The sequence below is a fragment of the Streptomyces cinnamoneus genome (assembly GCF_002939475.1).
GTDB lineage: Bacteria > Actinomycetota > Actinomycetes > Streptomycetales > Streptomycetaceae > Streptomyces > Streptomyces cinnamoneus_A.
The window spans coordinates 3,069,338-3,092,561 of sequence record NZ_PKFQ01000001.1 but is presented as its reverse complement, the minus strand read 5'-3'; the positions used below and the strand labels follow the sequence as shown (position 1 = coordinate 3,092,561).

The following is a 23,224-nucleotide window of genomic DNA, read 5'->3' as shown; positions in this document are numbered from 1 at the left end:
GGGCTCGCGCCCCCGGACTCCCCGTCAGGCGGTCTCGTCCGCCGGGACGTTGACCGCCAGGTCGCTGTTCACCGTGAAGTACGGCCGGACCCCGCCCACGGTCGGGTGGACGTCCGTCTTGTTGCGGTCGACGATGTCGCCGGTGAGCCGGGCGACGCGCACCGGCTCGCCGCCGGGGGCGGTTCGCAGGGACAGGTCCCAGGTGGCGCTGTCCGCACCGCGCCGCGCCGCGTGCAGCCGCTCGTAGGGGACGGTGAAGCGGAAGGTCGTGGCGTCCACGACCTCGACGTCCACCGACACCTCGGAGGCGTTGTCGCCGCGCGGCGTGCCGGACAGGACGGCCTTGCGGCCGTCCGTGAACTCCGTGCCGTGCAGGGTGCCTTCGACCGTGAACGCCTCGTCGTCGGCCTTGATGGAGCGGGCCTCGGCGTGGGCGTCGCGGTACCAGGCGCGCAGCGCCAGGAAGCCGTCGACGGTCGGGTAGGGCACCCACCAGGTGAAGGGCGCGCCGGGCAGCGGCTGGAGGTCGACCAGGCCGCGGCCCTCCGCGAGGTGGGAGACGACGCGGCGGCGGGCCTTGTCGGCCGGGCGCACCACGTGCAGGTCCCAGCGGCCCTCGGCCAGCCGCAGCTCGCTCCGCTTGAGCACGGCCGTCCAGGGGCCCTTGCCGTCGGCGGGGGGCGTGAGCGGCACGGCGACCGGCTTGCCCTCCTTGCGGCGGGTGACGGTGAGGGAGAGGTTCTCGCCGCTGAGGCCCTTGCGCTGGACGAGGACGTGGATGTCGCCGTGGGCGTCGACGCGGCAGGAGGCCACGGGACGCAGCGGCTTGAGGACGGGCTTGGCCGGCGCCTTCTCGGCCGCCGGCTTGGCCGGGGCGGCGGCGCGGCGGCGCAGCGGGCGGACGATCTTGCCCGCGGTGCGGCGCAGCAGCGTGGCCAGCGGCGACCGCTCGGCCTTGGCGGCGGGCTTGACCGTCGCCTTGGCGGGGGCCTTCGCCGTGGCCTGGGCGCCGGTGTCGCCGGGGGCGACCCGGGGGCCGCCGAGACTGTCGATCAGCTCCAGGTAGGCGTCGGCGATGCGCTCGGGGGCGTAGCGCTGGGCGGACTCGCGGGCCGCGGCACCCATGGTGCGGCGCAGCTCGTCGTCCTCGATCAGCTTGAGCAGGCCCTTGGCGATGGCGTCGCTGTCGCCGACGGGGACGAGGAGGCCGTCCTCGCCGTCGGTGATGATCTCGCCGGGGCCGTGCGGGCAGTCGGTGGCGACGACGGGCACGCCGCAGCCCATGGCCTCGACGATCGTCATGCCGAAGGACTCCTCGCGGGAGGTCACGGCGGCGATGGAGCCCTTGGCCCACTCGGTCTCGATGGGGGAGTGGGCGCCCATGAGCGTGAGGGTGTCGTTCAGGCCCAGGCGGTCGATCTGGGCGCGCAGCTTGGCCAGCTCGGGGCCGCGGCCGTAGATGCGCAGCTTCCAGTCCGGGCGGGCGGCGGTGACGGTGGCCCAGGCGGAGACGAGGAGGTCGTACCGCTTGACGGGGATGAGCCGGCCGGCGGCGACGACGAGCTTGGCGGTGCCGTCGGAGGGCTCGACCTCCGACGGGGGGCAGCCGTTGGGCAGGCAGACGATCTTCGTCTTGGCCTCGGGGAACTGCTCCCGGTGGGTCTTCGCGTCCGCCTCGGAGACGGTGGTGTGCGCGTCCAGGCGCGGGATGGCGGTGTCCTGGTAGGCGCGGATGGTCGGCTCGTGGGTGCCGTAGATCCGGTGCTCCTGGCCGATCCGCAGATAGCGGTCCTGGCCGAACTCGGCGAGGTACATCACGAGGCCCGGCCGGGTGGCGACGACGACGTCGGCGTCCGTGCGGGCGAGGTGTTCGGCGACCCGCTGGTCGGTGAGGGCGCTGAAGTGGGCGCCCTTGGCCTCGACCGGCGGGATGTACCGGCTGTCCTGTTCGAGCAGGGCGTGGTCCCGGTCGGCGCCCTTCTCGGCGCGCCGGTCGATGAGGTTGACCAGCTTGACCTTGGGGCTCAGGGGGAGTTTGGGGCGCTCACCGCTCCTGATGGTGGACACGATCTCCACGTCGTGCCGGGCGGCGAGCGCGCTGGCGACGTTGAACGTGGAGCGGATCGTGCCGCCGATGCCGTAGGCGTTCTGCAAAAGGAAAGAGATCTTCATGGCGGTGTGTGCGCGGCACGCCGGATGCGCCGCGTCCGTCCTTCCCCCTGGCCTGGGTGATGTCCCGGGTCGTCCCGTTGGGGACCGGCCCGTGTGCTTGGTTGTCTTGAGGTCCGATCCGCCGGTTAAGACCGTTGGGAGGGATTTCGGTTGCCTGCGCAGCCTACATTGTGGCGTGGGTCACGTCGCAAGAAGGCCGGGTGGTCCCTGGAGGGCCGCTCGGCGGGCGCTGGAAGGCGGGAATCGTGAGGGCGTTGTCGACGGGTGTCGCCGCGATCGCGGTGCTGGGTCTCACGGCCGGGTGCGGCATCGGCTCCGGCACGGGGCCGGACGGGGCCGCCGAGGCGGGCTCCGCCGGCGCGGGCGGCCGGGCCGGTGAGGGTAAGGACGAGCGCCAGGCGGTGAAGGTGCTCACCGGCAACCAGCTCAGACACGTGGAGCTGGGCGCGCAGGAGGTGCCCGGCTTCCTGGTCGAGAAGGCGTCGCCGGGCACGGCGGGCGGCGGGCTGCCGGAGACGGACCGGGAGCCGTGCCGGCCGCTGGTGGTGGCGCTGGGCTCCCAGCCGCAGCCCGAGCCGGTGGCGTCGGTGGTCGACACCTTCGCCCGGGCCGCCCGCGACCAGGACTTCGACGGCCTCATGGGCACGATCCGGGTGTCCAGGTACGACGACGACGGCGCCCGGACCACGCTGCGGGAGCTGCGCGGGGCCGCGGAGGAGTGCGCGGACGGCTTCCGCATGACGACCGGCGAGGGCCAGCCCCAGGAGTTCGAGGCCGTACGCGTCCTGCCGGCGCCCGCACTGGGTGACGAGGCGGTGGCGTACGGGCTGGTGAACGCGGCCGAGGAGGCGCCGAGCCTGGTCACGGTGGTGCGGACCGGCGACACCCTCTCGATGTTCTTCGTGACCAACCTGGCCGATCCGGACCGCGTGGAGATCCCCGGGTCGCTGGTGGCGGCGCAGGTGGCGAAGGTCGAGGGCCTGGAGCGGGCGGAACGGCCGCCCACGGCCCCGCCGAGCAGGCCGGGCGCCGAGCCCTGGTCCGCGGAGGGCGGCGAGGCAGGGGAGGACGAGGACGACGAGGGTGAGGAGTGACCCACGCCGTGCCTACGCCTTCGCCTGGGAGGAGGCCGAGGCCTTGGCGGACGGCTGGGACGAGGACTTGGGCGGTGCCGCCGCCGCGGACGCCTGCTCGTTGGCGCGGGCCATGATCCGGCGGAAGGTGTAGCCCGCCACGTCGCGGCCGGCCTGGAGCGCCTTGGCGTCGTCGGAGGGGACCGCGGAGCCGTTGGTGTAGCCGGCCACGGTGAAGTACGCGTAGCGGCCCTCGGCGTTGGCGGTCAGCCGGCACGAGGTGGCCTGGCAGAAGGTGGGCGCCTCGCCCTCGGTCAGGGCGGCGATGTTGCCCGTGGCCTGCTCCTTCACCTGGTCGGCCTTGGCCTTGGTGTCGAAGACGGCCACGCCGACGGTGACGGCGACCCCGTCCCGTACGTAGGTGGCGCGCAGGACCTTGCGGCAGTCGTTGCGGGCCAGGACCTGGCCGAGGCCGCCCTGGCCGACGCTCGCGCAGTCGCTGGTGGTGTCGGTGGCGGCGCGGTCGTAGCTGCGCTTGTCCAGGGACGGCTTGGAGTGGGGGAAGAGCGTCTTCGTGGTGAGCGGCGCCTTGTCCTTGTCCGCGCTGGCTATGAACTCCCGCGGGTTGGGCGGGGGCGGCGGCGCGACCTGGGAGAACGACGGCTCGGGGGCGCTCGGCGAGGCGCTGGGGAGCTTCTCCGCGGCGGGCAGGGTCTTGTCGCCCTTGCCGGTCTTGATCACGGCGGTGGCCACGATCGCGGCGACCGCGCCGGTGGCGAGCACGCCGCCGCCTATCAGCAGCCACTTGCGGCGGCGGTCGCGGGCGGCGCTGTCGTCGGCGAGGGCCGCCCAGTCCGGGGTCTGCGCGGTCTGCGGTTGCGGCGGGGCGAAGGCGGGCTGGGGCTGCGGCAGGACCGGGGCCTGGGGCCAGGGCGCGGGCGTGCCGGCCGCGGCCGGGGGCGGGCCGGGGCGCGCCGGCGTCCCCGGAGGCGGCGCCCCCTGGGGTGCGGACGCCTGAGAATCCCCCGGGGCCCCCTGCGGCCCACCCTGCCCAAAGCTCATGGCGTGCATGGTAAACCGCTTGGTCGCTGCCCCGGCACCCGGGAGAATCGCCGTATGGGACATGTGGAAGCGGCACATCTGGAGTACGACCTTCCGGACGGGAGGCCCTTGCTCGGCGACGTGTCGTTCCGGGTGGGAGAGGGCGCCTCGGTCGCCCTCGTGGGGGCCAACGGCGCGGGCAAGACCACGCTGATGCGGCTGATCTCCGGCGAGCTCCAGCCGCACGGCGGCTCGGTCACCGTCTCCGGCGGGCTGGGCGTCATGCCGCAGTTCGTGGGTTCCGTGCGGGACGAGCGCACGGTCCGCGACCTGCTGGTCTCCGTGGCCCAGCCCCGTGTCCGCGCGGCCGCGAAGGCCGTCGACGCCGCCGAGAACGCGATCATGACCGTGGACGACGAGGCCGCGCAGATGGCCTACGCCCAGGCGCTGGCCGACTGGGCCGAGGCCCGGGGCTACGAGGCCGAGACCACCTGGGACATGTGCACCATGGCCGCGCTCGGCGTCCCGTACGAGAAGGCCCAGTGGCGCCAGGTGCGCACCCTCTCCGGCGGTGAGCAGAAGCGGCTCGTCCTGGAGTCGCTGCTGCGCGGCACGGACGAGGTGCTGCTCCTGGACGAGCCGGACAACTACCTGGACGTCCCCGGCAAGCGCTGGCTGGAGGAGCGGCTGCGCGAGACGAAGAAGACGGTGCTCTTCGTCTCCCACGACCGGGAGCTGCTGGCCCGCGCCGCCGAGAAGATCATCAGCGTCGAACCGGGGCCCGCGGGCAGCGACGTCTGGGTGCACGGCGGCGGCTTCGGCACGTACCACGAGGCCCGCAAGGAGCGCTTCGCCCGCTTCGAGGAGCTGCGCCGCCGCTGGGACGAGAAGCACGCCCAGCTGAAGAAGCTGGTGATCACGCTCCGGCAGGCGGCGGCCGTCAGCCACGAGATGGCCTCCCGCTACGCCGCCGCCCAGACCCGGCTGCGGAAGTTCGAGGAGGCCGGCCCGCCGCCGGAGCCGCCGCGCGAGCAGGACATCCGCATGCGGCTGCGCGGCGGGCGCACGGGCGTGCGCGCCGTGACCTGCGCGCAACTGGAGCTGACCGGCCTGATGAACCCGTTCGACCTGGAGGTCTTCTACGGGGAGCGGGTCGCGGTGCTCGGCAGCAACGGCTCGGGGAAGTCCCACTTCCTGCGCCTCCTCGCCGGAGAGGACGTCGCGCACACCGGCGGGTGGAAGCTGGGCGCCCGCGTCGTGCCCGGTCACTTCGCGCAGACGCACGCCCACCCGGAGCTGATGGGCCGCACCCTCGTCGACATCCTGTGGACGGAGCACGCCAAGGACCGCGGGGGCGCGATGTCGGCGCTGCGCCGCTACGAGCTGGAGCGCCAGGGCGACCAGCCCTTCGAGAAGCTGTCGGGCGGCCAGCAGGCGCGCTTCCAGATCCTGCTCCTGGAGCTGGCGGGGACCACGGCCCTGCTGCTGGACGAGCCGACGGACAACCTGGACCTGGAGAGCGCGGAGGCGCTCCAGGAGGGCCTGGAGGCGTACGAGGGGACCGTGCTGGCGGTCACGCACGACCGGTGGTTCGCCCGGTCCTTCGACCGCTTCCTGGTCTTCGGCGCGGACGGCCGGGTGCGGGAGGTGCCGGAGCCGGTGTGGGACGAGGGGCGCGTGGCGCGGAAGCGGTAGGGCGGCGCGCCGTGTGGATCAGTGCGGCCCCGGGGCACGGCCCGGGCCGCGCGGGGCGGCCGGCCGGGCGCTGGCCGCGTCCCGCGACCGGTGGGACCATGTGTTTTGACCCCACCGGTGGGCTCCCGGTACTCTACGAGTTCGTTATGCGTATTGGCTTGGTCGTTCTCACGCGAGGGGCCCTTACGCTTGTCCACCGGGCCGATGGCCAGCGGCAGGCACTCGGGTTGCGTCCCCGACGTGCGGCCAAAGCTGTGTGATCGATCGGGTGGACCGTGTCAGGACCCGTTCCCACGGCCCTCGTGGCCTGGGAAACCCCATTACGAAGAAGCGAAGGCTACGACCGTGCGTACGTACAGCCCCAAGCCCGGCGATGTCACGCGCCAGTGGCACATCATCGACGCGCAGGACGTCGTCCTGGGCCGTCTGGCCTCTCAGGCTGCCTCCCTGCTGCGCGGCAAGCACAAGCCCGTGTACGCCCCGCACATGGACATGGGTGACTTCGTCGTCATCATCAACGCCGACAAGGTGCACCTGTCCGGCAACAAGAAGTCGCAGAAGATGGCGTACCGCCACTCCGGCTTCCCGGGTGGTCTGCGCGCCGTCCGCTACGACGAGCTGCTCGACAAGAACCCCGAGAAGGCCGTCGAGAAGGCGATCAAGGGCATGCTGCCCAAGAACTCCCTCGGCCGTCAGATGCTCTCGAAGCTGAAGGTCTACTCGGGCGACCAGCACCCGCACGCCGCCCAGCAGCCCGTTCCGTTCGAGATCACCCAGGTCAAGCAGGGCTAAGTCCCGGCCACCGCCGAACCAGAAAGTCTGAGGAGAATCGTGGCTGAGACCACCGCCGAGACCCCGCTCGAGGGCGTCGAGGAGTACACCACCGAGACCGAGGTCGTCGAGTCGGAGTACACCTCCGAGTCCCTCGCGTCCCGCTTCGGGGACCCGCAGCCGGCCGCCGGCCTGGGCCGTCGCAAGAACGCCATCGCCCGCGTCCGGATCGTTCCGGGCTCCGGCAAGTGGAAGATCAACGGTCGCACCCTTGAGGACTACTTCCCCAACAAGGTGCACCAGCAGGAAGTCAACGAGCCCTTCAAGGTGCTCGAGCTTGACGACCGCTACGACGTCATCGCCCGCATCGCGGGTGGCGGCGTGTCCGGCCAGGCCGGCGCCCTGCGCCTCGGTGTGGCCCGCGCGCTGAACGAGGCCGACGTGGACAACAACCGCGGCCCGCTGAAGAAGGCCGGCTTCCTCAAGCGCGACGACCGTGCGGTCGAGCGCAAGAAGGCCGGTCTCAAGAAGGCCCGCAAGGCTCCGCAGTACAGCAAGCGCTAATCACGCGGCTCCGCTGCACTGCCCGAACGCCCCGGCGGCACGATCCGTGCCCGCCGGGGCGTTCGGCCATTGGCGGCCCGGGGCGTATCCGGCGAATCGCCCGAGAGCACATCGCCTGGGCGCGGCGCGCGTAGCGCGCGTCCATGCGAAACAGCTGGATACCCGGAAAAGTGGATAGCCATCTCTTCGGACGACGGCCCCCCAGGGGCTGCCGCCCGGCCGGCCGGCAAGGGCCCGCCCGGTACCCTGTCCGCTCCTGCCCCGGCCCGACCCGATCCGACACCTCATCTCGGGGGCCCCTGCGCGGCCCCGCCCCGCTTTTTCGGAGGACACCAGTGGGACGACTCTTCGGTACGGACGGTGTGCGCGGTGTCGCGAACGCCGATCTGACGGCGGAGCTGGCGCTCGGCCTGTCGGTCGCCGCGGCACACGTGCTCGCCGAGGCGGGTACGTTCGAGGGCCACCGCCCGGTGGCCGTGGTCGGCCGCGATCCGCGCGCGTCCGGGGAGTTCCTGGAGGCCGCCGTGGTGGCCGGTCTCGCCAGCGCCGGCGTGGACGTCCTGCGGGTGGGCGTGCTGCCCACGCCCGCCGTCGCCTATCTGACGGGCGCCCTCGGCGCGGACCTCGGCGTGATGCTCTCCGCCAGCCACAACGCCATGCCCGACAACGGCATCAAGTTCTTCGCCCGCGGCGGCCACAAGCTCGCCGACGAGCTTGAGGACCGCATCGAGCGGACCTACCGCGCCCACGCCTCCGGCGAGCCCTGGGACCGGCCCACCGGCGCCGGCGTCGGCCGCGTCCGCGACTACGACCAGGGCTTCGACAACTACGTCGCCCACCTGATCGGTGTCCTCCCCAACCGCCTCGACGGCCTCAAGGTCGTCATCGACGGCGCCCACGGCGCCGCCTCGCGCGTCTCCCCCGAGGCCTTCTCGCGGGCCGGCGCCGAGGTCGTCACCATCGGCACCGACCCCGACGGCCTCAACATCAACCACGAGTGCGGCTCCACGCACCTGGACAAGCTGCGCGCCGCCGTCGTCGAGCACGGCGCCGACCTGGGCGTGGCCCACGACGGCGACGCCGACCGCTGCCTGGCCGTGGACGCCGAGGGCAACGAGATCGACGGCGACCAGATCCTCGCCGTCCTGGCCCTCGCGATGCGCGAGGCGGGCTCGCTGCGCAAGAACACCGTCGTCGCCACCGTCATGTCGAACCTCGGCTTCAAGCTGGCCATGGAGCGCGAGGGCGTCGAGCTGGTCCAGACCTCGGTCGGCGACCGGTACGTCCTGGAGGAGATGAAGGCGAACGGCTTCGCCCTGGGCGGCGAGCAGTCCGGCCACGTCATCGTCCTCGACCACGCCACGACCGGCGACGGCACCCTGACCGGTCTGATGCTGGCCTCGCGGGTCGCCGCCACGGGCCGCTCGCTGGCCGAGCTGGCCGGGGTCATGGAGCGGCTGCCGCAGATCCTGATCAACGTCCGCGACGTCGACAAGTCCCGCGTGGGCTCCTCGGCGGAGCTGGCCGACGCCGTCAACGCCGCCGAGCGCGAGCTGGGCGCCACGGGCCGGGTCCTGCTGCGCTCGTCCGGCACCGAGCCGCTCGTGCGGGTGATGGTCGAGGCCGCCGACATCGAGCAGGCGCGCGCGGTGGCGCAGCGCCTGGCGGACGTGGTCAAGTCCGAGCTGGGCTGACGCCCTCCGGCCGGGGCCCTCAGGCCCGGGCCGGCCCGCGGGCACGCTGCCTCGCCCAGAACCACTTCTGGGCGAGCAGCGTGAGCGTGCCCGCGATGACGATCCCCAGCAGGTTCAGTGCCAGCTGGACGGCGGAGCCGCGGGTCTCCGACCAGTTGCCGTAGGACAGCGCCACGGCGGCGTTCGCGGCCGCCGGCACCGTGGTCACCGAGATCGCCACGCCGATCAGCGCCCCCGACTTCGCCGAGGTCAGGGACAGGATCCCGGCGATGCCGGCCAGGAACGCCACGATGAAGGAGAAGGCGTCCGGCTGCCAGATGAAGGCGGTCTGCGGACGCGGCGCGAGGAACTTCGCCTCGTGGAAGAGCCCCAGCCAGTCCATCAGCAGGCTGAAGCCGCCGGTCACCAGCATGGCCACCGGAAAGCCCACGAGCAGGGCGGCGAGCGAGCGCCACGCCAGGCGGGGGGTGCGGCGCACGAGGGCCGTGCACAGCCCGGCGAGCGGACCGAACTCCGGGCCCACCGCCATCGCGCCGACGATCAGGATCGCGCTGTCGATGATCACGCCGCAGGCGGCGAGCATCGTGGCGACCGTCAGGAACGCCAGGAAGGTGACGGTCAGCGTCGACTCCTCGTGGGTCTCGCCGGCCAGCGACTCCCAGACGATCGCGTCCGCGCCCTCGCCCGGTGCCTCCTCCTTGGCGACCTCGGCGCGCCGGGAGAGCATCAGGTCCACGCCGTCGACGGCGATCGCCCCCCACTGGGGGACGCCCGCTTCGCCGAGCGCCTCCAGCAGTTCGTCGGCGGCCTCGCGCGCCACGTCGCACAGCACGATGTCGCCCTGCGGGCTGCGGGCCGCACCGGTGAGGACGGCGAGGTGGGCGACGCCCACGGTGCGCTCGGCGAGGGCGACGATCTCGTCGGTGCGGTCGGCGGGGCTGATGATCCGCAGATGCAGCATGGGTGTGTCGTCCCCCGTGGTCAGAGCTTGCGCAACGACAGCCGCTGCACCTTGTGGTCGGGTCCCTTGCGCAGGATCAGGTTCGACCGCCCCCGCGTGGGGGCGACGTTCTCCAGCAGGTTGGGCTTGTTGATGGTGCGCCAATTGCGGCGCGCGTAGTCCAGCGCCTCCTCCTCCGACACCTCGGTGTAGCGGCGGAAGTAGGAGTCGGGGTCGTGGAAGGCCGTGGCGCGCAGTTTCTTGAAGCGCTCGTAGTACCAGCGCTCGATGTCCTCGGCGCGCGCGTCCACGTACACGCTGAAGTCGAAGAAGTCGGCCAGGCCCACGCGGGTGCGGCCGTCCAGGCCCGGCTGGGCCGGCTGGAGGACGTTGAGGCCCTCGATGATCAGGATGTCGGGCCGGTGAACGGTCAGCCGTTCGCCGGGCACGATGTCGTAGATGAGGTGGGAGTAGACGGGCGCGGACACCTCGTCCTTGCCGGCCTTCACATCTGCGACGAAGCGCGTCAGCGCACGACGGTCGTAGGAGTCGGGGAAACCTTTCCGCGACATCAGGCCCCGGGCCTGCAGCTCGGCGTTGGGCAGCAGGAAGCCGTCCGTGGTGACCAGCTCGACGCGCGGGTGCTCGGGCCAGCGGGCCAGCAGCGCCCGCAGCAGTCGCGCCGTGGTCGACTTGCCGACCGCGACGCTGCCAGCGACCCCTATGACGAAGGGCGTGCCGCGCTGGGCCCCCTTCTCGCCGAGGAAGGTGTTGAGGGCGCCGCGCAGGCTGCCGGTGGCGCCGACGTAGAGGTTGAGCAGGCGCGACAGCGGCAGGTAGATGTCGCGGACCTCGTCCAGGTCGATGACGTCGCCCAGCCCGCGCAGCCGCTCGACCTCGTCGGCGGTCAGCGGCAGCGGGGTGTTCTCGCGCAGGGCGCTCCATTCCGCTCGGGTCAGGTCCACGAACGGTGAGGAGTCTGCGCGGCGCCTTTGCTGCGGCTGCTCAGTGGTGGTCGGCACGGGCCCATTGTGCGCGGGCGGGGCCCTCCGATCACCCCTGGGGGTGCGGATGGGGGCGGGGGTGGGGTGGGAATGCGAGGCGGTAGGGGGCGCCGCGGGCGGACCGCGCGGCCGGGGTGTGACGCACGGGAGCTGCGGGGTGCCCGTGGGTGAAGTTGTGCCCAGGGGCTGTACCTACCGGCGGGTCAGGACTACGGTCCTGCATCCCACCGCACCCTGCGAGGAACCCCGTGTTCGTCTTCCTTCTCGTCCTCCGCCTCGCCCACAAGCTCCTGCGCCGCCTCGTGCGCGCGGGCGGCGCGCCCGGGCCCGCCGCCGCGGCGGGCTGCGCCGCGCTCGCCGGGCGGGAGGACTTCGCCGACCGGGTGCGCGGCGACCTCGCCGACGAACTGCCGGACGAGGACATCGGCCAGGACCTCGACGACTGCCTCGCCCGCTACGTTCTCGGCAGCAAACCGCGCTGCGAGGAGGTCGAGTACCTGGAGATGGTGCAGGAGGCCATCGACCGGATCGAGCGCGGGCGCTGACCCCTGGGCCGTACGCTGCACCCCATGTGCGGAATCGTTGGCTATGTGGGAGGGCAGAGCGCCCTCGATGTCGTGTTGGCGGGGCTGCGGCGGCTGGAGTACCGCGGCTATGACTCGGCCGGGGTGGCGGTCCTGGCCGACGGCGGGCTGGCCGCCGCCAAGAAGGCGGGCAAGCTCGCCAACCTGGAGAAGGAACTGTCCGACCGGCCGCTGCCCTCCGGCCCCACCGCCGTCGGCCACACCCGCTGGGCCACCCACGGCGGCCCCACGGACGCCAACGCGCACCCCCACCTGGACAACCCGGGCCGCGTCGCCGTCGTCCACAACGGCATCATCGAGAACTTCGCCGCGCTGCGGGCGGAGCTGGCGGACCGGGGTCACACCCTGGAGTCCGAGACCGACACCGAGGTCGTCGCCCACCTGCTGTCGGAGGTCTTCTCCTCCTGCGGCGACCTGGCCGAGTCCATGCGGCAGGTGTGCCGCCGCCTGGAGGGGGCCTTCACGCTCGTGGCCGTGCACGCCGACGAGCCGGACGTGGTCGTCGGCGCGCGCCGCAACTCCCCGCTGGTGGTCGGCGTCGGCGACGGCGAGAACTTCCTCGCCTCGGACGTCGCCGCCTTCATCGCCCACACCAGGGAGGCGATCGAGCTGGGCCAGGACCAGGTCGTCGAGCTGCGCCGCGACGGGGTCCAGGTCACCGACTTCGACGGCGCGTCGGCGACCGACGTGCGCGCGTACCACGTGGACTGGGACGCCTCGGCCGCCGAGAAGGGCGGCTACGACTACTTCATGCTCAAGGAGATCGCCGAGCAGCCCAGGGCGGTCGCCGACACGCTGCTGGGCCGCATCGACGCGGCCGGCTCGCTCACGCTGGACGAGGTGCGGATCCCCGACTCCGTGCTGCGGGAGGTCGACAAGGTCGTCGTCGTGGCGTGCGGCACGGCCTACCACGCGGGCCTGATCGCCAAGTACGCCATCGAGCACTGGACCCGCATCCCGTGCGAGACGGAGCTGGCGAGCGAGTTCCGCTACCGGGACCCGATCCTCGACCAGCGGACGCTGGTCATCGCCATCAGCCAGTCGGGCGAGACCATGGACACGCTGATGGCCCTGCGCCACGCCCGTGAGCAGGGCGCGAAGGTGCTGGCCGTCTGCAACACCAACGGCTCGACGATCCCGCGCGAGTCCGACGCCGTGCTCTACACCCACGCGGGCCCCGAGGTCGCGGTCGCCTCGACGAAGGCCTTCCTCACCCAGCTGGTGGCCTGCTACCTGGTGGCCCTCTACCTCGGTCAGGTGCGGGGCACCAAGTGGGGCGACGAGGTGGGCAGCGTCGTGCGCGAGCTGTCGGAGATCGCGCGGGAGGTGGAGGAGGTCCTGGAGACCATGGAGCCGGTGCGCGAGCTGGCGAGGTCCCTGGCCGACAAGAACACCGTCCTCTTCCTCGGCCGGCACGTGGGCTACCCGGTGGCCCTCGAAGGCGCGCTCAAGCTCAAGGAGCTCGCCTACATGCACGCCGAGGGCTTCGCGGCGGGCGAGCTGAAGCACGGCCCGATCGCCCTGATCGAGCAGGACCTGCCGGTGGTCGTCGTGGTGCCCTCGCCGCGCGGCCGGTCGGTCCTCCACGACAAGATCGTCTCCAACATCCAGGAGATCCGGGCCCGCGGCGCCCGCACGATCGTGATCGCGGAACGCGGCGACGAGGCGGTCCGCCCGTACGCCGACCACCTGATCGAGATCCCCCGGACGCCGGTGCTGCTGCAGCCGCTGGTGGCCACCGTGCCGCTCCAGGTCTTCGCCTGCGAGCTGGCCACGGCCCGCGGCAACGAGGTCGACCAGCCGCGGAACCTGGCGAAGTCGGTGACGGTCGAATGATCGTTGGAGTGGGCATCGACGTGGCAGAGATCGACCGCTTCGGCGCCGCCCTCCAGCGCACGCCGGGCATGGCCGACCGCCTGTTCGTGGAGCGCGAGCTGTACCTGCCGAGCGGCGAGCGGCGCGGCGTCGCGTCCCTCGCGGCCCGCTTCGCCGCCAAGGAGGCCCTCGCGAAGGCCCTGGGGGCACCGGCGGGCCTGCTGTGGACGGACGCCGAGGTCGTCACCGAGGACACCGGCCAGCCCCGGCTGGTGGTCACGGGAACGGTGGCGGCCCGAGCGGAGGCACTGGGGGTGACCTCCTGGCACATCTCGCTGAGCCATGACGCGGGGGTGGCGTCGGCGGTGGTGGTGGCGGAGAAGTAGCGGGTGCGGCCTTGCGGGGGGCGGGGCCGCGCTTTCTCAGTGTTCGGGCGGCGTCGGGCGGATGCCGTTCAGCAGGGCAGGACGTAGGCCCTGGCGAACCACGTACCGACGTGGGCCTCGTGCACATGACCGCACACCGCACGGTCGCCTTCGACCGCCATCGTGGCGTGGATGTGGACGGTGCCCTCGGTGATCTCTCCCGAGCCGTGCATCTCGGCGGGGATGTCGTAGCGTGTGATCACGTCTGCGGTGGCGTCGGAGACAGGCATGGTCGAGACCGTGAAGGCGTCCACGGCGCCGATGAGGGAGACGATGGCGGCGTTGGTGATGCCGAGTTCCTTGGAACGCCGGGCAATCGCGCTCATCAGCTCAGCGTCCTTGACCTCGATCACATGCACAGCGTGGCTCCTTGTCGGGTAAGGGGGAGGCCGGGGGCGGTGCTCGGAGTTCAACCGCCCTCTGGGCCTGCCGTGTTGGCGGTACCGTGCTGGTGTCACGTCAGAACGGAGCACTCTATGCCCCCGCACCATGGCGAGCACACCGGCGCGCGGATCAAGCGCTCACGCAAGGTCCGGCGCCTGACGCAGCGCGAGTTGGCCGAGCTGTCGAACGTTTCCTACAGCACCCTCACCAAGGTCGAACAGGGTGCCTTGCCCGCGAGTCCCTCGGTGGTAGGCGCGCTGGCTCGTGCCCTTTCCGTCTCCGTGGCGGAGCTGAATGGCCAGCCCTACTTCGAGGAGCTGCGACAGGACCAGCTGGACGGGCTGATCCAGCCGATCCGTGAGGCACTGAACGTCTACGACCTCGGCCCTGATCCTGATGTCGTTCCGCGTCCGGTGGAGGAACTTGAGACGTGTGCCGGGAGGCTGTGCGCGCTGGTCCGCGCGGCCAACGTCAAGCAGGCTGCCGCCGATCTCCCCGGCCTCATCCTTGAAGCCACCACGACCGTGCACACGGCAGGGAGCGACCGGAGTTGGCGCCTGCTCGCCAGCATGTACCGCACCGCTTACGACGTCACCACCAAGCTCAGCTGCCCCGACCTGGGCATGGTCGCGCTGGACCGCATGGGGTGGGCGGCCGAGTGCGCTTCCGACCCGGTTCTCGGTGCGGTCCGTCAGTACATGCGGGGGGTGGCCTACCTCCGGGCGGGCGACTACCGGACCGGCAGGCGGCTGGTCCAGCTGGGCATGGCCGCCTTGGAGCAGGCGGAGCCGGGCCGGGAACGCGACGTCGCGACAGGGCAGCTGCACCTGGGCTCCGCCGTTCTGGCAGGCAGGGGAAACGATGAAGCCACCGCTGGGGCCCATCTGGAGGAAGCACAGCGCATCGCGGACCGCACCGGGCCCGCTGAGGGGGTGCATTGGCTCTCGTTCGGACCGACCAATGTGGGTGTGCACCGGGTCAGCGTCCTCGCTGAGCTGGGACAGTATGCGGATGCTGTGCGGGCAGCGGAGAAGACCCGGATTCCGGATGGTTGGATTCCGTCCCGTCTCGCACACCACTACGCCGAGGTCGCTCAGGCTCTGATGTGGACGGGGCGCGCGGAAGCCGCCTTCAAGAACCTGCAGAAGGCGCGAAAGCTCGCGCCGCAGCAGACGAGGTACCACGCCTTGGTACGGGAAACCTATGCGGGGCTTGAGTCGGCGAAGCGACGGATGCCGAGCACGTTCTGCAATTTCGGCGCCTGGCTGGGCGCGTAGCGGTCGGCAAACCCTTGGCCGGAGCTATCAGTGACGTCTGGTAGTTCCGGCCTTGTCGTGTCGGCACGCTGTGACGGTCGGAAGACCCCCGCGACCGCGCGAACGGCCCGGGGGCGTGGCCAACGCTACTGAGGAGCGTCGACATGCGAGACCCTATCCACCGCCTGGCTGCTTGGACCAGAGCACTGTCCGGCCCGCGCGCGACAGTGCGTGTGCGCTGTGCGCGCGGTGTCCCCGCCGCCGCACGTCAGAACCAGCCGTTGTCCACCGCGCTCCGCGTCGCGGCCCCGCCGCAGTCCGTCGGCCCGCACGGCCAGTGGGTCGTGAGCGCGCACGGCATCAACTTCGTCTCCCGCCCGCTCCAGCGCACGGTGGCCGGCCGGTGAGCGCGCTGCGGAGCACCATCGCCGCACCGTCGCCTCCGACGAGCTACCGGATGACCGCCCCGACCGATCCGAGCACGGCCCGCCTGGCCAGAGAGTTCGTGACGGCGACCCTCGTCGCCGCGGAGCGGCGTCTGCTGATCGAGCACGCCCGCATCTGCGTGTCCGACGCCGTCGGGAACGTCGTCCGGCACGCGCGCGTGCCCGAGCTCTCGGTGGAGATGAGGGTCCAGCCGGAACACGTCGTCGTCGCCGTGTGCGACGCCGACCCCGGCAGGCTCCCGTGGCCCCGCCACGCGGGCCCCGAGGACGAAGGAGGCCGGGGGCTGGCGCTCGTACGGCGCCTGTCGCACGCCTCGGGCGTCACCTGGGTGTGGGACGAGCTGAGGATCGTGGGCAAGCAGGTCTGGTTCGAGTTGCGGGAGTAGAGGCGCCGGCCGGGGCGGGGGGTGCGCGGCCCTTGTGGGCGGGGCCGCTCACCCGTTCTATGGGGCCGGGGCGGCGTCAGTCGTCCCAGCCGCGCAGCACGGCGGCGACGGAAGCCGCTGTGGACGCGGGCCTCTTGAGCTCGATCGCCAGCGCTGTGACGCGCTCCTGCGTGAGCTTCACCTGGATTCCGGAAGCGCCCAGGTAGCCCTGGGCCACGCCGACGGCGACCCGCAGGTTCGAGCGTTCCAGCCAGGGCAGCCGGCCCAGCGTGTGGACCAGCGCCCCGGCCCGTGCGTAGACGCCGTGGTAGACGTCCTGACCGGCCAGCACGGCTTTGTGGCGCTCGACGGCGGCGATGGGTACGCCGTAGTCCTCGGGCGCCGGATCGCCGTTGCCGCTCAGGCGAGCGGCCTCAAGTAGCCACGACAGGTCGACATGGAGGGTCACGCGGCGGCCTCGATCTCGTCGATGAGGTCCCCGTAGCCGTCGAGGACTTCCTTGACGCCGTCCAGGAACTTCTCGCGGAGCTCCTCGTTGTCGGCTCTGATCAGCTGCTCCACGTATTCGTTGACCGGGATATGACGGGTCGCGGCCGCCTGCTTGGCCATCTCGGCGGTGGACTCTTCGAGTCTGAGATTTACCTGCGTCTTAGCCATGCCCGGGAAGCTATCACCTTGTAGCAGGCGCGGTAGGGCTTCCGTCACCCGGAGGGGTGACCGCCGCGGTGGCGACGCGCGACGCGACCTCCACGCGCCCGGGGTGGACGGATCCCTGCGGCCGGCTCGGTGCGGGCGGTACAGTCCAGCCACCCAGACAGCCCATCGGGGGGTACGCATGGCGGACGACGGTTCCGGTTCCGGGCTGGAGAGGTCGCGGGAATGGAGCGACCCCCGGCAGGCCGGCGTGGTCCGGTTCTTCCGCGAACGGGCCGCCGCGGCCTCCCGGCGCCGGCCGCCGCGCCCGTGCGCGGTCTGCGCGGGCCTCGGTGAGCTCGTCCTGGTGCACGAGGGCACGCCGTTCGCCGTCCGGTGCGTGGCCTGCGGGAACTGAGGGCGGCTGGTTGCCGCCCGTTTGATCCTGTACCGAGGCGGCGGAGCCCGTCCGCGTTGACTCTCCAGCGGCGGGAGACCCCAAGGTGGCGGACATGGACGGCGACACCCCCCTGCACTCCATCGGCGCGCTGGCACGGCTGACCGGGCTCACGGTCAAGACGATCCGGTTCTGGTCCGACGCGGGTGTGGTGCCGCCGGCCGGCCGTACGCCCGCGGGCTACCGCCTCTACGGCCCGGACGCGCTCGCGCGCCTGGGCATGGTGCGCACCCTGCGCGAGCTCGGCGTCCGTCTCGCCGTCATCCGGCAGGTGCTGGAGCGCGAGGTCACCGTCGCCGAGGTCGCCGCCGTGCACGCCGAGGCCCTGGACGCGCAGATCCGCATGCTGCGGCTGCGCCGGGCCGTTCTGGGAGTGGTGGCGGGACGCGGGTCCACACCCGAGGAGATGGAACTCATGCACAAGCTGGTGACCCTGTCCGACCAGGAACGACGCCGTCTGATCAACGAATTCGTCGACAGTGCCTTCGAGGGCCTCGACGTCGACCCCGGCTTCCTGGTCACCTTGCGCAACAGCGTGCCCGAGCTGCCCGACGACCCGACGCCGGCGCAGATCGACGCGTGGGTGGAGCTGGTGGAGCTCGTCCAGGACGACGACTTCCGTGCCGGCATGCGGCGGGCCGCCGCGGACCAGATCGCGGCCCTGGAGGAGGTCGGGCAGCCGGACCAGGAGGCGGCCAAGCGGTTCGCGACGGCGCTCCGCGAGCGGACCGCGGCGGCCCGGGAGGCCGGGATCGAACCGGACTCGCAGGCGGCCCGGCCGGTGGTCGAGGAGCTGGTACGGCAGTGCGCGCGGCTGACCGGGCGCGCGGACGGGCCTGAGTTCCGCGAGTGGCTGCTGCGGAGGCTCAAGGCCGGCAACGACTCGCGGTACGAGCACTACTGGCGGCTCATCTCCGTGATCAACGGCTGGCCCGCACCGGACATGGGCCCGGCCGTCGCGTGGCTGGCCGCCGCCCTGCGCGCGGCCTGAGCCGATCGCCCGTCCCCGCCACGCCGCCTGGCGTATCGTCAGGTCGCGACGGGCGGTACGGCCGAGGTGAAGGGGGCGGGGCGTGCACCCGGCGAGGGAACGGATCGCGGCGGTCTTCGGACGCGGTCAGGGCAGTGGGTACCTGCTGGCGCCGGACCTCGTCCTGACCGCGGCGCACGTGGTCGGCGACTGCGAGGCGCCGACGGTGATCGTCCCCGGCGGCGTCGGCAAGGTGCGCTGCCGGGTGGGGTGGTCGCGCGACGACAACCGGCGGTGCGACGTCGCCCTGCTCCTGGCCGAGCGGGACCTGGTCCCGCCGGAGACCGCCGCGGCGTTCGAGCCCCTGGTCTGGGGACGCGCCTACGACCTGCGCGCCTGGCCGGGCGCCCAGGCCATCGGCTTCCCGCACGTCCAGCGGGACGGCGCCGGCGAGCTCGACAGCGAACAGGTCGTGGGGGCCCTCAAGCCCGGCAGCAACCTCCTCAGCGGCCGGCACGTCCTCGACAGCGACCACGGCGCGCCGGCCGCCCCCGCCGACGGGGGCTCGCCGTGGGCCGGCATGTCGGGTGCCGCCGTGTTCGTGGACGGGCTGCTGGCCGGTGTGGTGTGCGCGGACCCCGGCGGGTGGCGGCACGGGCGGCTGACGGTGACGCCGTCGGAGACGCTGTGGCAGGACTTCCGCTTCCTCAGGGAGTGCGTGCTCGCGGGGCACAAGCCGGAGTCGCGGTCGCTGGCGTCGCCCCGGCAGCGCGAGGTCGAGGTGTTCGAGCGGCGGCTGCGCGACTACATCGTGGGCAGGTCCGGCGAGTTGACCATCATCGGGCTGACGCTCGGCGACGGCGAGGGCGAGACGTGGCCGCTGGACGCCGCGTATCTGAGCCTGGAGCTGACCGGCGCGGGCCGGGCCGGTGCCGGGGAGGGCTTCGGGCTGCCGGGCGGGGACCCGGCGGCCCGTTCCGTGCCGTCGCCCAAGCGGGCGGAGGAGGCACTGGCCGGGCACCGGCGGGTGCTGTTGCGGGGCGCGGCGGGATCGGGCAAGACCACGCTGCTGCAGTGGCTCGCCACGCTGACGGCCCGCGGGGAAGTGCCCCCGGAGCTCGGCCACCTGAGCGGCTGCATACCGCTGACGCTGCCGCTGCGGACCCTCATCCGGCGCGGTGAGCTCCCGCGGCCGGAGGAATTCCTGGCGGCCGCCGCGGGCCCGCTGGCGGGGCTGCCGGCCGCGCAGGGCTGGGCCACGCGGCGGCTCACCGAGGGCACGGCCCTGCTGCTGATAGACGGCGTGGACGAGGTGCCCGAGGCCGACCGCCGGCGCACCCTGGCCTGGCTCAAGGACCTGCTGGCGGCCTATCCGGACGCGCGCTACGTCATCACGACCCGGCCCTCGGCGGTCCGCGAGGGCTGGCTCGCGGACGCCGGTTTCACGGAGCTGGAACTGCTGCCGATGAGCCGTGGCGACGTCCTGGCCTTCATCGACCGCTGGCACGCGGCCGCCGGAGCGGCGCACGACGAGCGGCTGCGGTCCTTCCGGGACGCGCTGTCGGCGGCGGTGGTCGCCAAGCGGGACCTGGGCCGTCTGGCCACCAACCCCCTGATGTGCGCGCTGATCTGCGCCCTCAACCGGTCGCGGCGCGGCCATCTGCCGCACGGCCGCATGGAGCTGTACCGCGCCGCGCTGGACCTGTTGCTGATCCGGCGGGACCGCGAGCGCGAGATCGTGGTCGGCCTGGAGGGGCCGGAGCTGGAACAGGCGCAGGTGGCGCTGTTGCAGAAGATCGCGTACTGGCTGATCAGGAACGGCCGCTCCGAGATCGAGTGGCACAAGGCCGTCGAGATCCTGGAACGGGCGCTCCCGGCGATGCCGGCGGTGGCGGCGCGGGGGAGCGCTGAGCAGATCCTGCGGCACCTGGTGGTGCGCAGCGGCCTGCTGCGGCAGCCGACGAGCGAGACGCTGGACTTCGTCCACCGCACCTTCCAGGACTACCTGGGCGCCCAGGCGGCTGTGGACGACTGGGACTTCGACGTGCTGGTCAACCACGCCCACGACGACCAGTGGGAGGACGTCCTGCGGATGGCCGTGGGGCACGCGCCGCCGCGGGCGCGGGCGGAGCTGCTGGGCATGCTCCTGGAGCGCGGCGAGAAGGAGGAGACCAACCGGCACCGGCTGCGCCTGCTCGCGGCGGCGTGCCTGGAGCAGGCGACCGAGGTCGATCCGGCGGTACGCGCGCGTGTCGAGCGGGCCGCGTCGGAGCTCGTACCGCCGCGCGACACCGAGTCGGCGAAGGCGCTGGCCGAGGCGGGGCAGATCGTGCTGGACCTGCTGCCGGGGCCGGAGGGGCTGAGCGACGAGGTGGCTCACGCGGTGGTGGTGACGGCGACCACGATCGGCGACGACCGGGCGATTCCGCTGCTGGCGCGCTATGCGGCGCACCCCTCGCTGGCGGTGCGGGCGCAGTTGACGTGGGCGTGGGACCGCTTCGACACGGAGCACTACGCGGACGCGGTCATCAGCAAGCTCTCGTACGCGGAGGAGGGCGGCGACTACCTGCGGTTCGTCGCGAAGTCGAGGCGTCACCTCGTCGTGCTGCGCCGCATGGGCGGCCGGCCGCGGGTGGAGTACGAGGGGACCCCGTCGGAGGAGGACCTGCGCCTGCTCTTCACACCGGTCCTGCGGGAGCTGGCCGTACAGAGCGCGGACGTGTTCGACCTGCGCGTGCTGTCGGCGCTCCCGTCGCTGCGCGAGCTGACCGTCTACCGGAGCAAGACGGTCGCGCACCTGGACGAGCTGGACAGCGGGTGCCTGGAACGGCTCCACTTCAACCTCGACGAACCGCCCGCGGGGCTCGAAGCCGTGGGCGGCATGACGGGGCTCCGGTACTTCGGGCTGACCATGGACCGTTCCCGGGCCCGGGCGGGACGCCCGCAGACGCTCTCCCTGCCGCCGGCTCTCTCCGCGCTCACCCTGAGCGCCGGCCGTGCCGTCGGAGTGGACCTGTCGGCCCTGCACCACCACCCCGCTCTCGAATACCTCACGTACTACGGCGAGGACGTACGGAGGGAGGAGCTCGGCCTCGGCACGCTTCCCCGCCTCGTGCGGCTGCACGCCATGGCGGAGGACCTGCGGACGCTGCGCGAAGCGGAACCCCTGCCGGGGGTGACGACGCTGCACCTGGGGCACCCCAGGGAGCTCGGCGGGCTGGTCCACCTGCCCGCCGCGTACCCGGACGTCGAGAGGCTGAGCATCGTCATGCGGCACGGCAGCGAGGAGGCGATCGACCTCGCGCCCCTGCGGGACCTGGGACGCCCCGTCGCCGTGACCGTCCACCACTCCGGTCCCGTCACCGGAGGCGACTGCCTCCCCGAGGGCTCGACCCTGTCGGTACGGGAGGCCGTGAAGTCCGCCCAGGCCCGCTGAGCCGCGTCATCCGTTCGTGACGTCCAGCCACACCTTCCGCAGCTCGTCCGCCACCGCCAGGGACGTGATCGGCGCCGGGCCCAGTGCACGGGCCGCCAGGCCGTGCAGGTACGCGCCCACCGACGCCGCGTCGCGGCCGGGGAGGCCCGCCGCCAGGAGGGAGCCCACCAGTCCCGACAGCACGTCCCCGCTGCCCGCCGTCGCCAGCCACGGCGTGCCCGTCGGGTTGACCCGCACCGGCGCCGGCCCCTCGGCCACCAGCGTCGTCGAGCCCTTCAGCAGCACCGTCACCCCGAACCGCTCCGCCAGGGCCCGCACCGACGACAGGCGGGCCGACTCGGCCTCCTCGCGGGAGCGGCCCAGCAGGGCGGCCGCCTCTCCGGCGTGCGGCGTCAGGACCGTCTGTGCCGTGCGGGCCCGTAGCGCCCGCGGGTCCAGCAGGCGCAGGCCGTCCGCGTCGACCAGCACCGGCACGCCGGACGCGAGGACGTCCTCCAGCGCCTGCCGCGCCTCGGCGCCGTCACCCAGGCCCGGGCCGACGACCCAGGCCTGGACGCGGCCCGCCTTCGACGGCGGGCCGGCCGTCACCAGGGTCTCCGGAAAGCGGGCGATGACGGCCTCCACCGCCGGGCCCGCGTAGCGGACCGCCCCCGCCCCGCCGCTCAGCGCGCCCGCCACGGCCAGCACCGCGGCCCCCGGGTAGCGGGCGGAACCGGCGACGACGCCGACCACGCCGCGCCGGTACTTGTCGCTCTCCGCGTCCGGGAGGGGGAGGAATCCGGCCACATCCGCGTGCTGGAGCGCCTCCACGTCCGGCTCGGCCGGCAGGTGGGGGCCCAGGCCGATGTCCACCAGCCGCAGCGCCCCCGCGTGCTCGCGGGCCGGATCGACGAGCAGTCCCGGCTTGTACGTGCCGAAGGTGACCGTCGCGTCCGCCCGCACCGCCGCCCCCCGCACCTCGCCGCCGTCCGCGTCGACGCCGCTGGGCAGGTCCACGGCGACGACCGGGGCGCCGCCCTCCCGCGCCGCCGCGACCAGGGTCTCCGCCTCCGGCCGCAGCCCGCCCCTGCCCCCGATCCCGACGATGCCGTCGACGACCAGGTGGGCCCGCCGCAGCGCGTCCGCCGCGGCGGACGAGGCCACCACCCGGCCCCCCGCGGCGCGCAGCGCCCGCAGTCCGCCGGCGTGGGCGCGGTCCGGTGCCAGCAGCACCGCGCTCACCCCGGCGCCGCGCCGGGCCAGGCGGGCGCCCGCGTAGAGGGCGTCGCCCCCGTTGTCCCCGCTGCCCACGAGCAGCACCACGCGCGCCCCGTAGACGCGGCGTCCCAGCAGGTCGGCGCAGGCGGCCGCGAGTCCCGCGGCCGCCCGCTGCATCAGGGCCCCCTCGGGCAGCCGGGCCATCAGGGCCCGCTCCGCAGCCCGTACCGTCTCGACGCTGTAGCCAGTCCTCATGGGCCCAGCCTCCCCCGTCCGCCCCG

22 protein-coding genes are annotated in these 23,224 nt (G+C 73.0%); 14 read left to right on the top strand and 8 right to left on the bottom strand.

The annotated features are described in order from the left end of the window. Positions 1-24: 24 nt before the first annotated feature. Positions 25-2,172 carry a glycosyltransferase family 4 protein gene (locus CYQ11_RS13235; RefSeq protein WP_099199434.1) on the bottom strand — a complete coding sequence of 716 codons (2,148 nt, stop codon included), beginning with the start codon at positions 2,170-2,172 and terminating at the stop codon, positions 25-27. A gap of 245 nt (positions 2,173-2,417) precedes the next feature. Here CYQ11_RS13235 and CYQ11_RS13230 point away from each other — a divergent pair, with 245 nt between their 5' ends. Continuing rightward, entirely contained in the window at positions 2,418-3,266 is an 849-nt protein-coding gene (locus tag CYQ11_RS13230) for a hypothetical protein (RefSeq protein WP_146104685.1), read from the top strand. A gap of 12 nt (positions 3,267-3,278) precedes the next feature. On the opposite strand, the gene CYQ11_RS13225 is transcribed toward CYQ11_RS13230, so the two are convergent. Next, positions 3,279-4,307 carry a hypothetical protein gene (locus CYQ11_RS13225; RefSeq protein WP_240003415.1) on the bottom strand — a complete coding sequence of 343 codons (1,029 nt, stop codon included), beginning with the start codon at positions 4,305-4,307 and terminating at the stop codon, positions 3,279-3,281. A 54-nt stretch (positions 4,308-4,361) separates the two neighbouring features. On the opposite strand from CYQ11_RS13225, the gene CYQ11_RS13220 reads away from it, so the two are divergent. The 4 genes from CYQ11_RS13220 to glmM all read left to right on the top strand — a co-directional run bounded on the left by CYQ11_RS13220 (position 4,362) and on the right by glmM (position 9,010). After that, entirely contained in the window at positions 4,362-5,981 is a 1,620-nt protein-coding gene (locus tag CYQ11_RS13220; protein ID WP_099199436.1) for an ABC-F family ATP-binding cassette domain-containing protein, read from the top strand. Between the two features lie 345 nt (positions 5,982-6,326). Beyond that, positions 6,327-6,773 carry a 50S ribosomal protein L13 gene (gene rplM, locus CYQ11_RS13215; RefSeq protein ID WP_099199437.1) on the top strand — a complete coding sequence of 149 codons (447 nt, stop codon included), beginning with the start codon at positions 6,327-6,329 and terminating at the stop codon, positions 6,771-6,773. A 39-nt stretch (positions 6,774-6,812) separates the two neighbouring features. Continuing rightward, positions 6,813-7,316 (top strand): 30S ribosomal protein S9, encoded by a 504-nt coding sequence (rpsI, locus tag CYQ11_RS13210; protein WP_099199438.1) that lies wholly within the window; start codon positions 6,813-6,815, stop codon positions 7,314-7,316. A gap of 335 nt (positions 7,317-7,651) precedes the next feature. Then, entirely contained in the window at positions 7,652-9,010 is a 1,359-nt protein-coding gene (gene glmM / locus CYQ11_RS13205; protein WP_099199439.1) for a phosphoglucosamine mutase, read from the top strand. Positions 9,011-9,029: 19 nt separating this feature from the next. On the opposite strand, the gene CYQ11_RS13200 is transcribed toward glmM, so the two are convergent. Continuing rightward, the gene (locus tag CYQ11_RS13200) at positions 9,030-9,971 is read right to left on the bottom strand and encodes a DUF389 domain-containing protein (RefSeq protein WP_099199440.1); all 942 of its coding nucleotides are present in this window, start codon (positions 9,969-9,971) and stop codon (positions 9,030-9,032) included. Between the two features lie 20 nt (positions 9,972-9,991). Next, positions 9,992-10,972: a type I pantothenate kinase gene (gene coaA, locus CYQ11_RS13195; RefSeq protein WP_099199441.1), complete on the bottom strand. Its 981-nt coding sequence runs from the start codon at positions 10,970-10,972 to the stop codon at positions 9,992-9,994. A gap of 230 nt (positions 10,973-11,202) precedes the next feature. On the opposite strand from coaA, the gene CYQ11_RS13190 reads away from it, so the two are divergent. From CYQ11_RS13190 to CYQ11_RS13180, 3 genes are read left to right on the top strand one after another with little or no spacing between them, the layout of a single operon-like run. Then, a complete protein-coding gene (locus CYQ11_RS13190) occupies positions 11,203-11,499 on the top strand; it encodes a hypothetical protein (protein WP_099199442.1) in 297 nt (98 codons plus the stop codon). A gap of 24 nt (positions 11,500-11,523) precedes the next feature. Continuing rightward, positions 11,524-13,374, top strand: a complete 1,851-nt coding sequence (glmS, locus tag CYQ11_RS13185; protein ID WP_099199443.1) for a glutamine--fructose-6-phosphate transaminase (isomerizing) — start codon at positions 11,524-11,526, stop codon at positions 13,372-13,374. Beyond that, positions 13,371-13,739: a holo-ACP synthase gene (locus tag CYQ11_RS13180; protein ID WP_099199444.1), complete on the top strand. Its 369-nt coding sequence runs from the start codon at positions 13,371-13,373 to the stop codon at positions 13,737-13,739. The genes glmS and CYQ11_RS13180 overlap by 4 nt, the downstream gene beginning before the upstream one ends. 68 nt (positions 13,740-13,807) lie before the next feature. On the opposite strand, the gene CYQ11_RS13175 is transcribed toward CYQ11_RS13180, so the two are convergent. After that, positions 13,808-14,137 (bottom strand): PCC domain-containing protein, encoded by a 330-nt coding sequence (locus tag CYQ11_RS13175; RefSeq protein WP_240003416.1) that lies wholly within the window; start codon positions 14,135-14,137, stop codon positions 13,808-13,810. Between the two features lie 117 nt (positions 14,138-14,254). Here CYQ11_RS13175 and CYQ11_RS13170 point away from each other — a divergent pair, with 117 nt between their 5' ends. The 3 genes from CYQ11_RS13170 (at position 14,255) to CYQ11_RS13165 (ending at position 16,250) form a co-directional block, all read left to right on the top strand. Further along, complete coding sequence (locus tag CYQ11_RS13170; RefSeq protein ID WP_099198797.1) at positions 14,255-15,439, top strand: helix-turn-helix domain-containing protein; 1,185 nt, start codon at positions 14,255-14,257, stop codon at positions 15,437-15,439. Between the two features lie 260 nt (positions 15,440-15,699). Further along, positions 15,700-15,825 (top strand): hypothetical protein, encoded by a 126-nt coding sequence (locus CYQ11_RS30635; RefSeq protein ID WP_275666398.1) that lies wholly within the window; start codon positions 15,700-15,702, stop codon positions 15,823-15,825. A gap of 50 nt (positions 15,826-15,875) precedes the next feature. Continuing rightward, positions 15,876-16,250, top strand: a complete 375-nt coding sequence (locus tag CYQ11_RS13165; RefSeq protein WP_099199446.1) for an ATP-binding protein — start codon at positions 15,876-15,878, stop codon at positions 16,248-16,250. Between the two features lie 76 nt (positions 16,251-16,326). Here the strand turns inward: CYQ11_RS13165 and CYQ11_RS13160 are convergent, their stop codons facing one another. Continuing rightward, on the bottom strand, positions 16,327-16,698 hold the full coding sequence (locus CYQ11_RS13160; RefSeq protein WP_099199447.1) for a fic family toxin-antitoxin system, toxin component: 372 nt from the start codon (positions 16,696-16,698) through the stop codon (positions 16,327-16,329). Further along, on the bottom strand, positions 16,695-16,907 hold the full coding sequence (locus CYQ11_RS29170) for a hypothetical protein (protein WP_146104684.1): 213 nt from the start codon (positions 16,905-16,907) through the stop codon (positions 16,695-16,697). Before CYQ11_RS29170 ends, CYQ11_RS13160 begins: the two co-directional genes overlap by 4 nt. A gap of 178 nt (positions 16,908-17,085) precedes the next feature. Here CYQ11_RS29170 and CYQ11_RS13155 point away from each other — a divergent pair, with 178 nt between their 5' ends. The 3 genes from CYQ11_RS13155 (at position 17,086) to CYQ11_RS13145 (ending at position 21,746) form a co-directional block, all read left to right on the top strand. After that, complete coding sequence (locus CYQ11_RS13155; RefSeq protein WP_099199448.1) at positions 17,086-17,301, top strand: hypothetical protein; 216 nt, start codon at positions 17,086-17,088, stop codon at positions 17,299-17,301. 94 nt (positions 17,302-17,395) lie between these two features. Further along, positions 17,396-18,331, top strand: coding sequence for a helix-turn-helix domain-containing protein (locus CYQ11_RS13150; RefSeq protein ID WP_099199449.1), 936 nt, complete (start codon positions 17,396-17,398; stop codon positions 18,329-18,331). An 82-nt stretch (positions 18,332-18,413) separates the two neighbouring features. Continuing rightward, a complete protein-coding gene (locus CYQ11_RS13145; protein ID WP_099199450.1) occupies positions 18,414-21,746 on the top strand; it encodes a serine protease in 3,333 nt (1,110 codons plus the stop codon). 6 nt (positions 21,747-21,752) lie between these two features. Here CYQ11_RS13145 and CYQ11_RS13140 read toward each other — a convergent pair whose 3' ends face one another. Further along, positions 21,753-23,198, bottom strand: coding sequence for an NAD(P)H-hydrate dehydratase (locus tag CYQ11_RS13140; protein ID WP_099199451.1), 1,446 nt, complete (start codon positions 23,196-23,198; stop codon positions 21,753-21,755). Between the last annotated feature and the right edge of the window lie 26 nt (positions 23,199-23,224).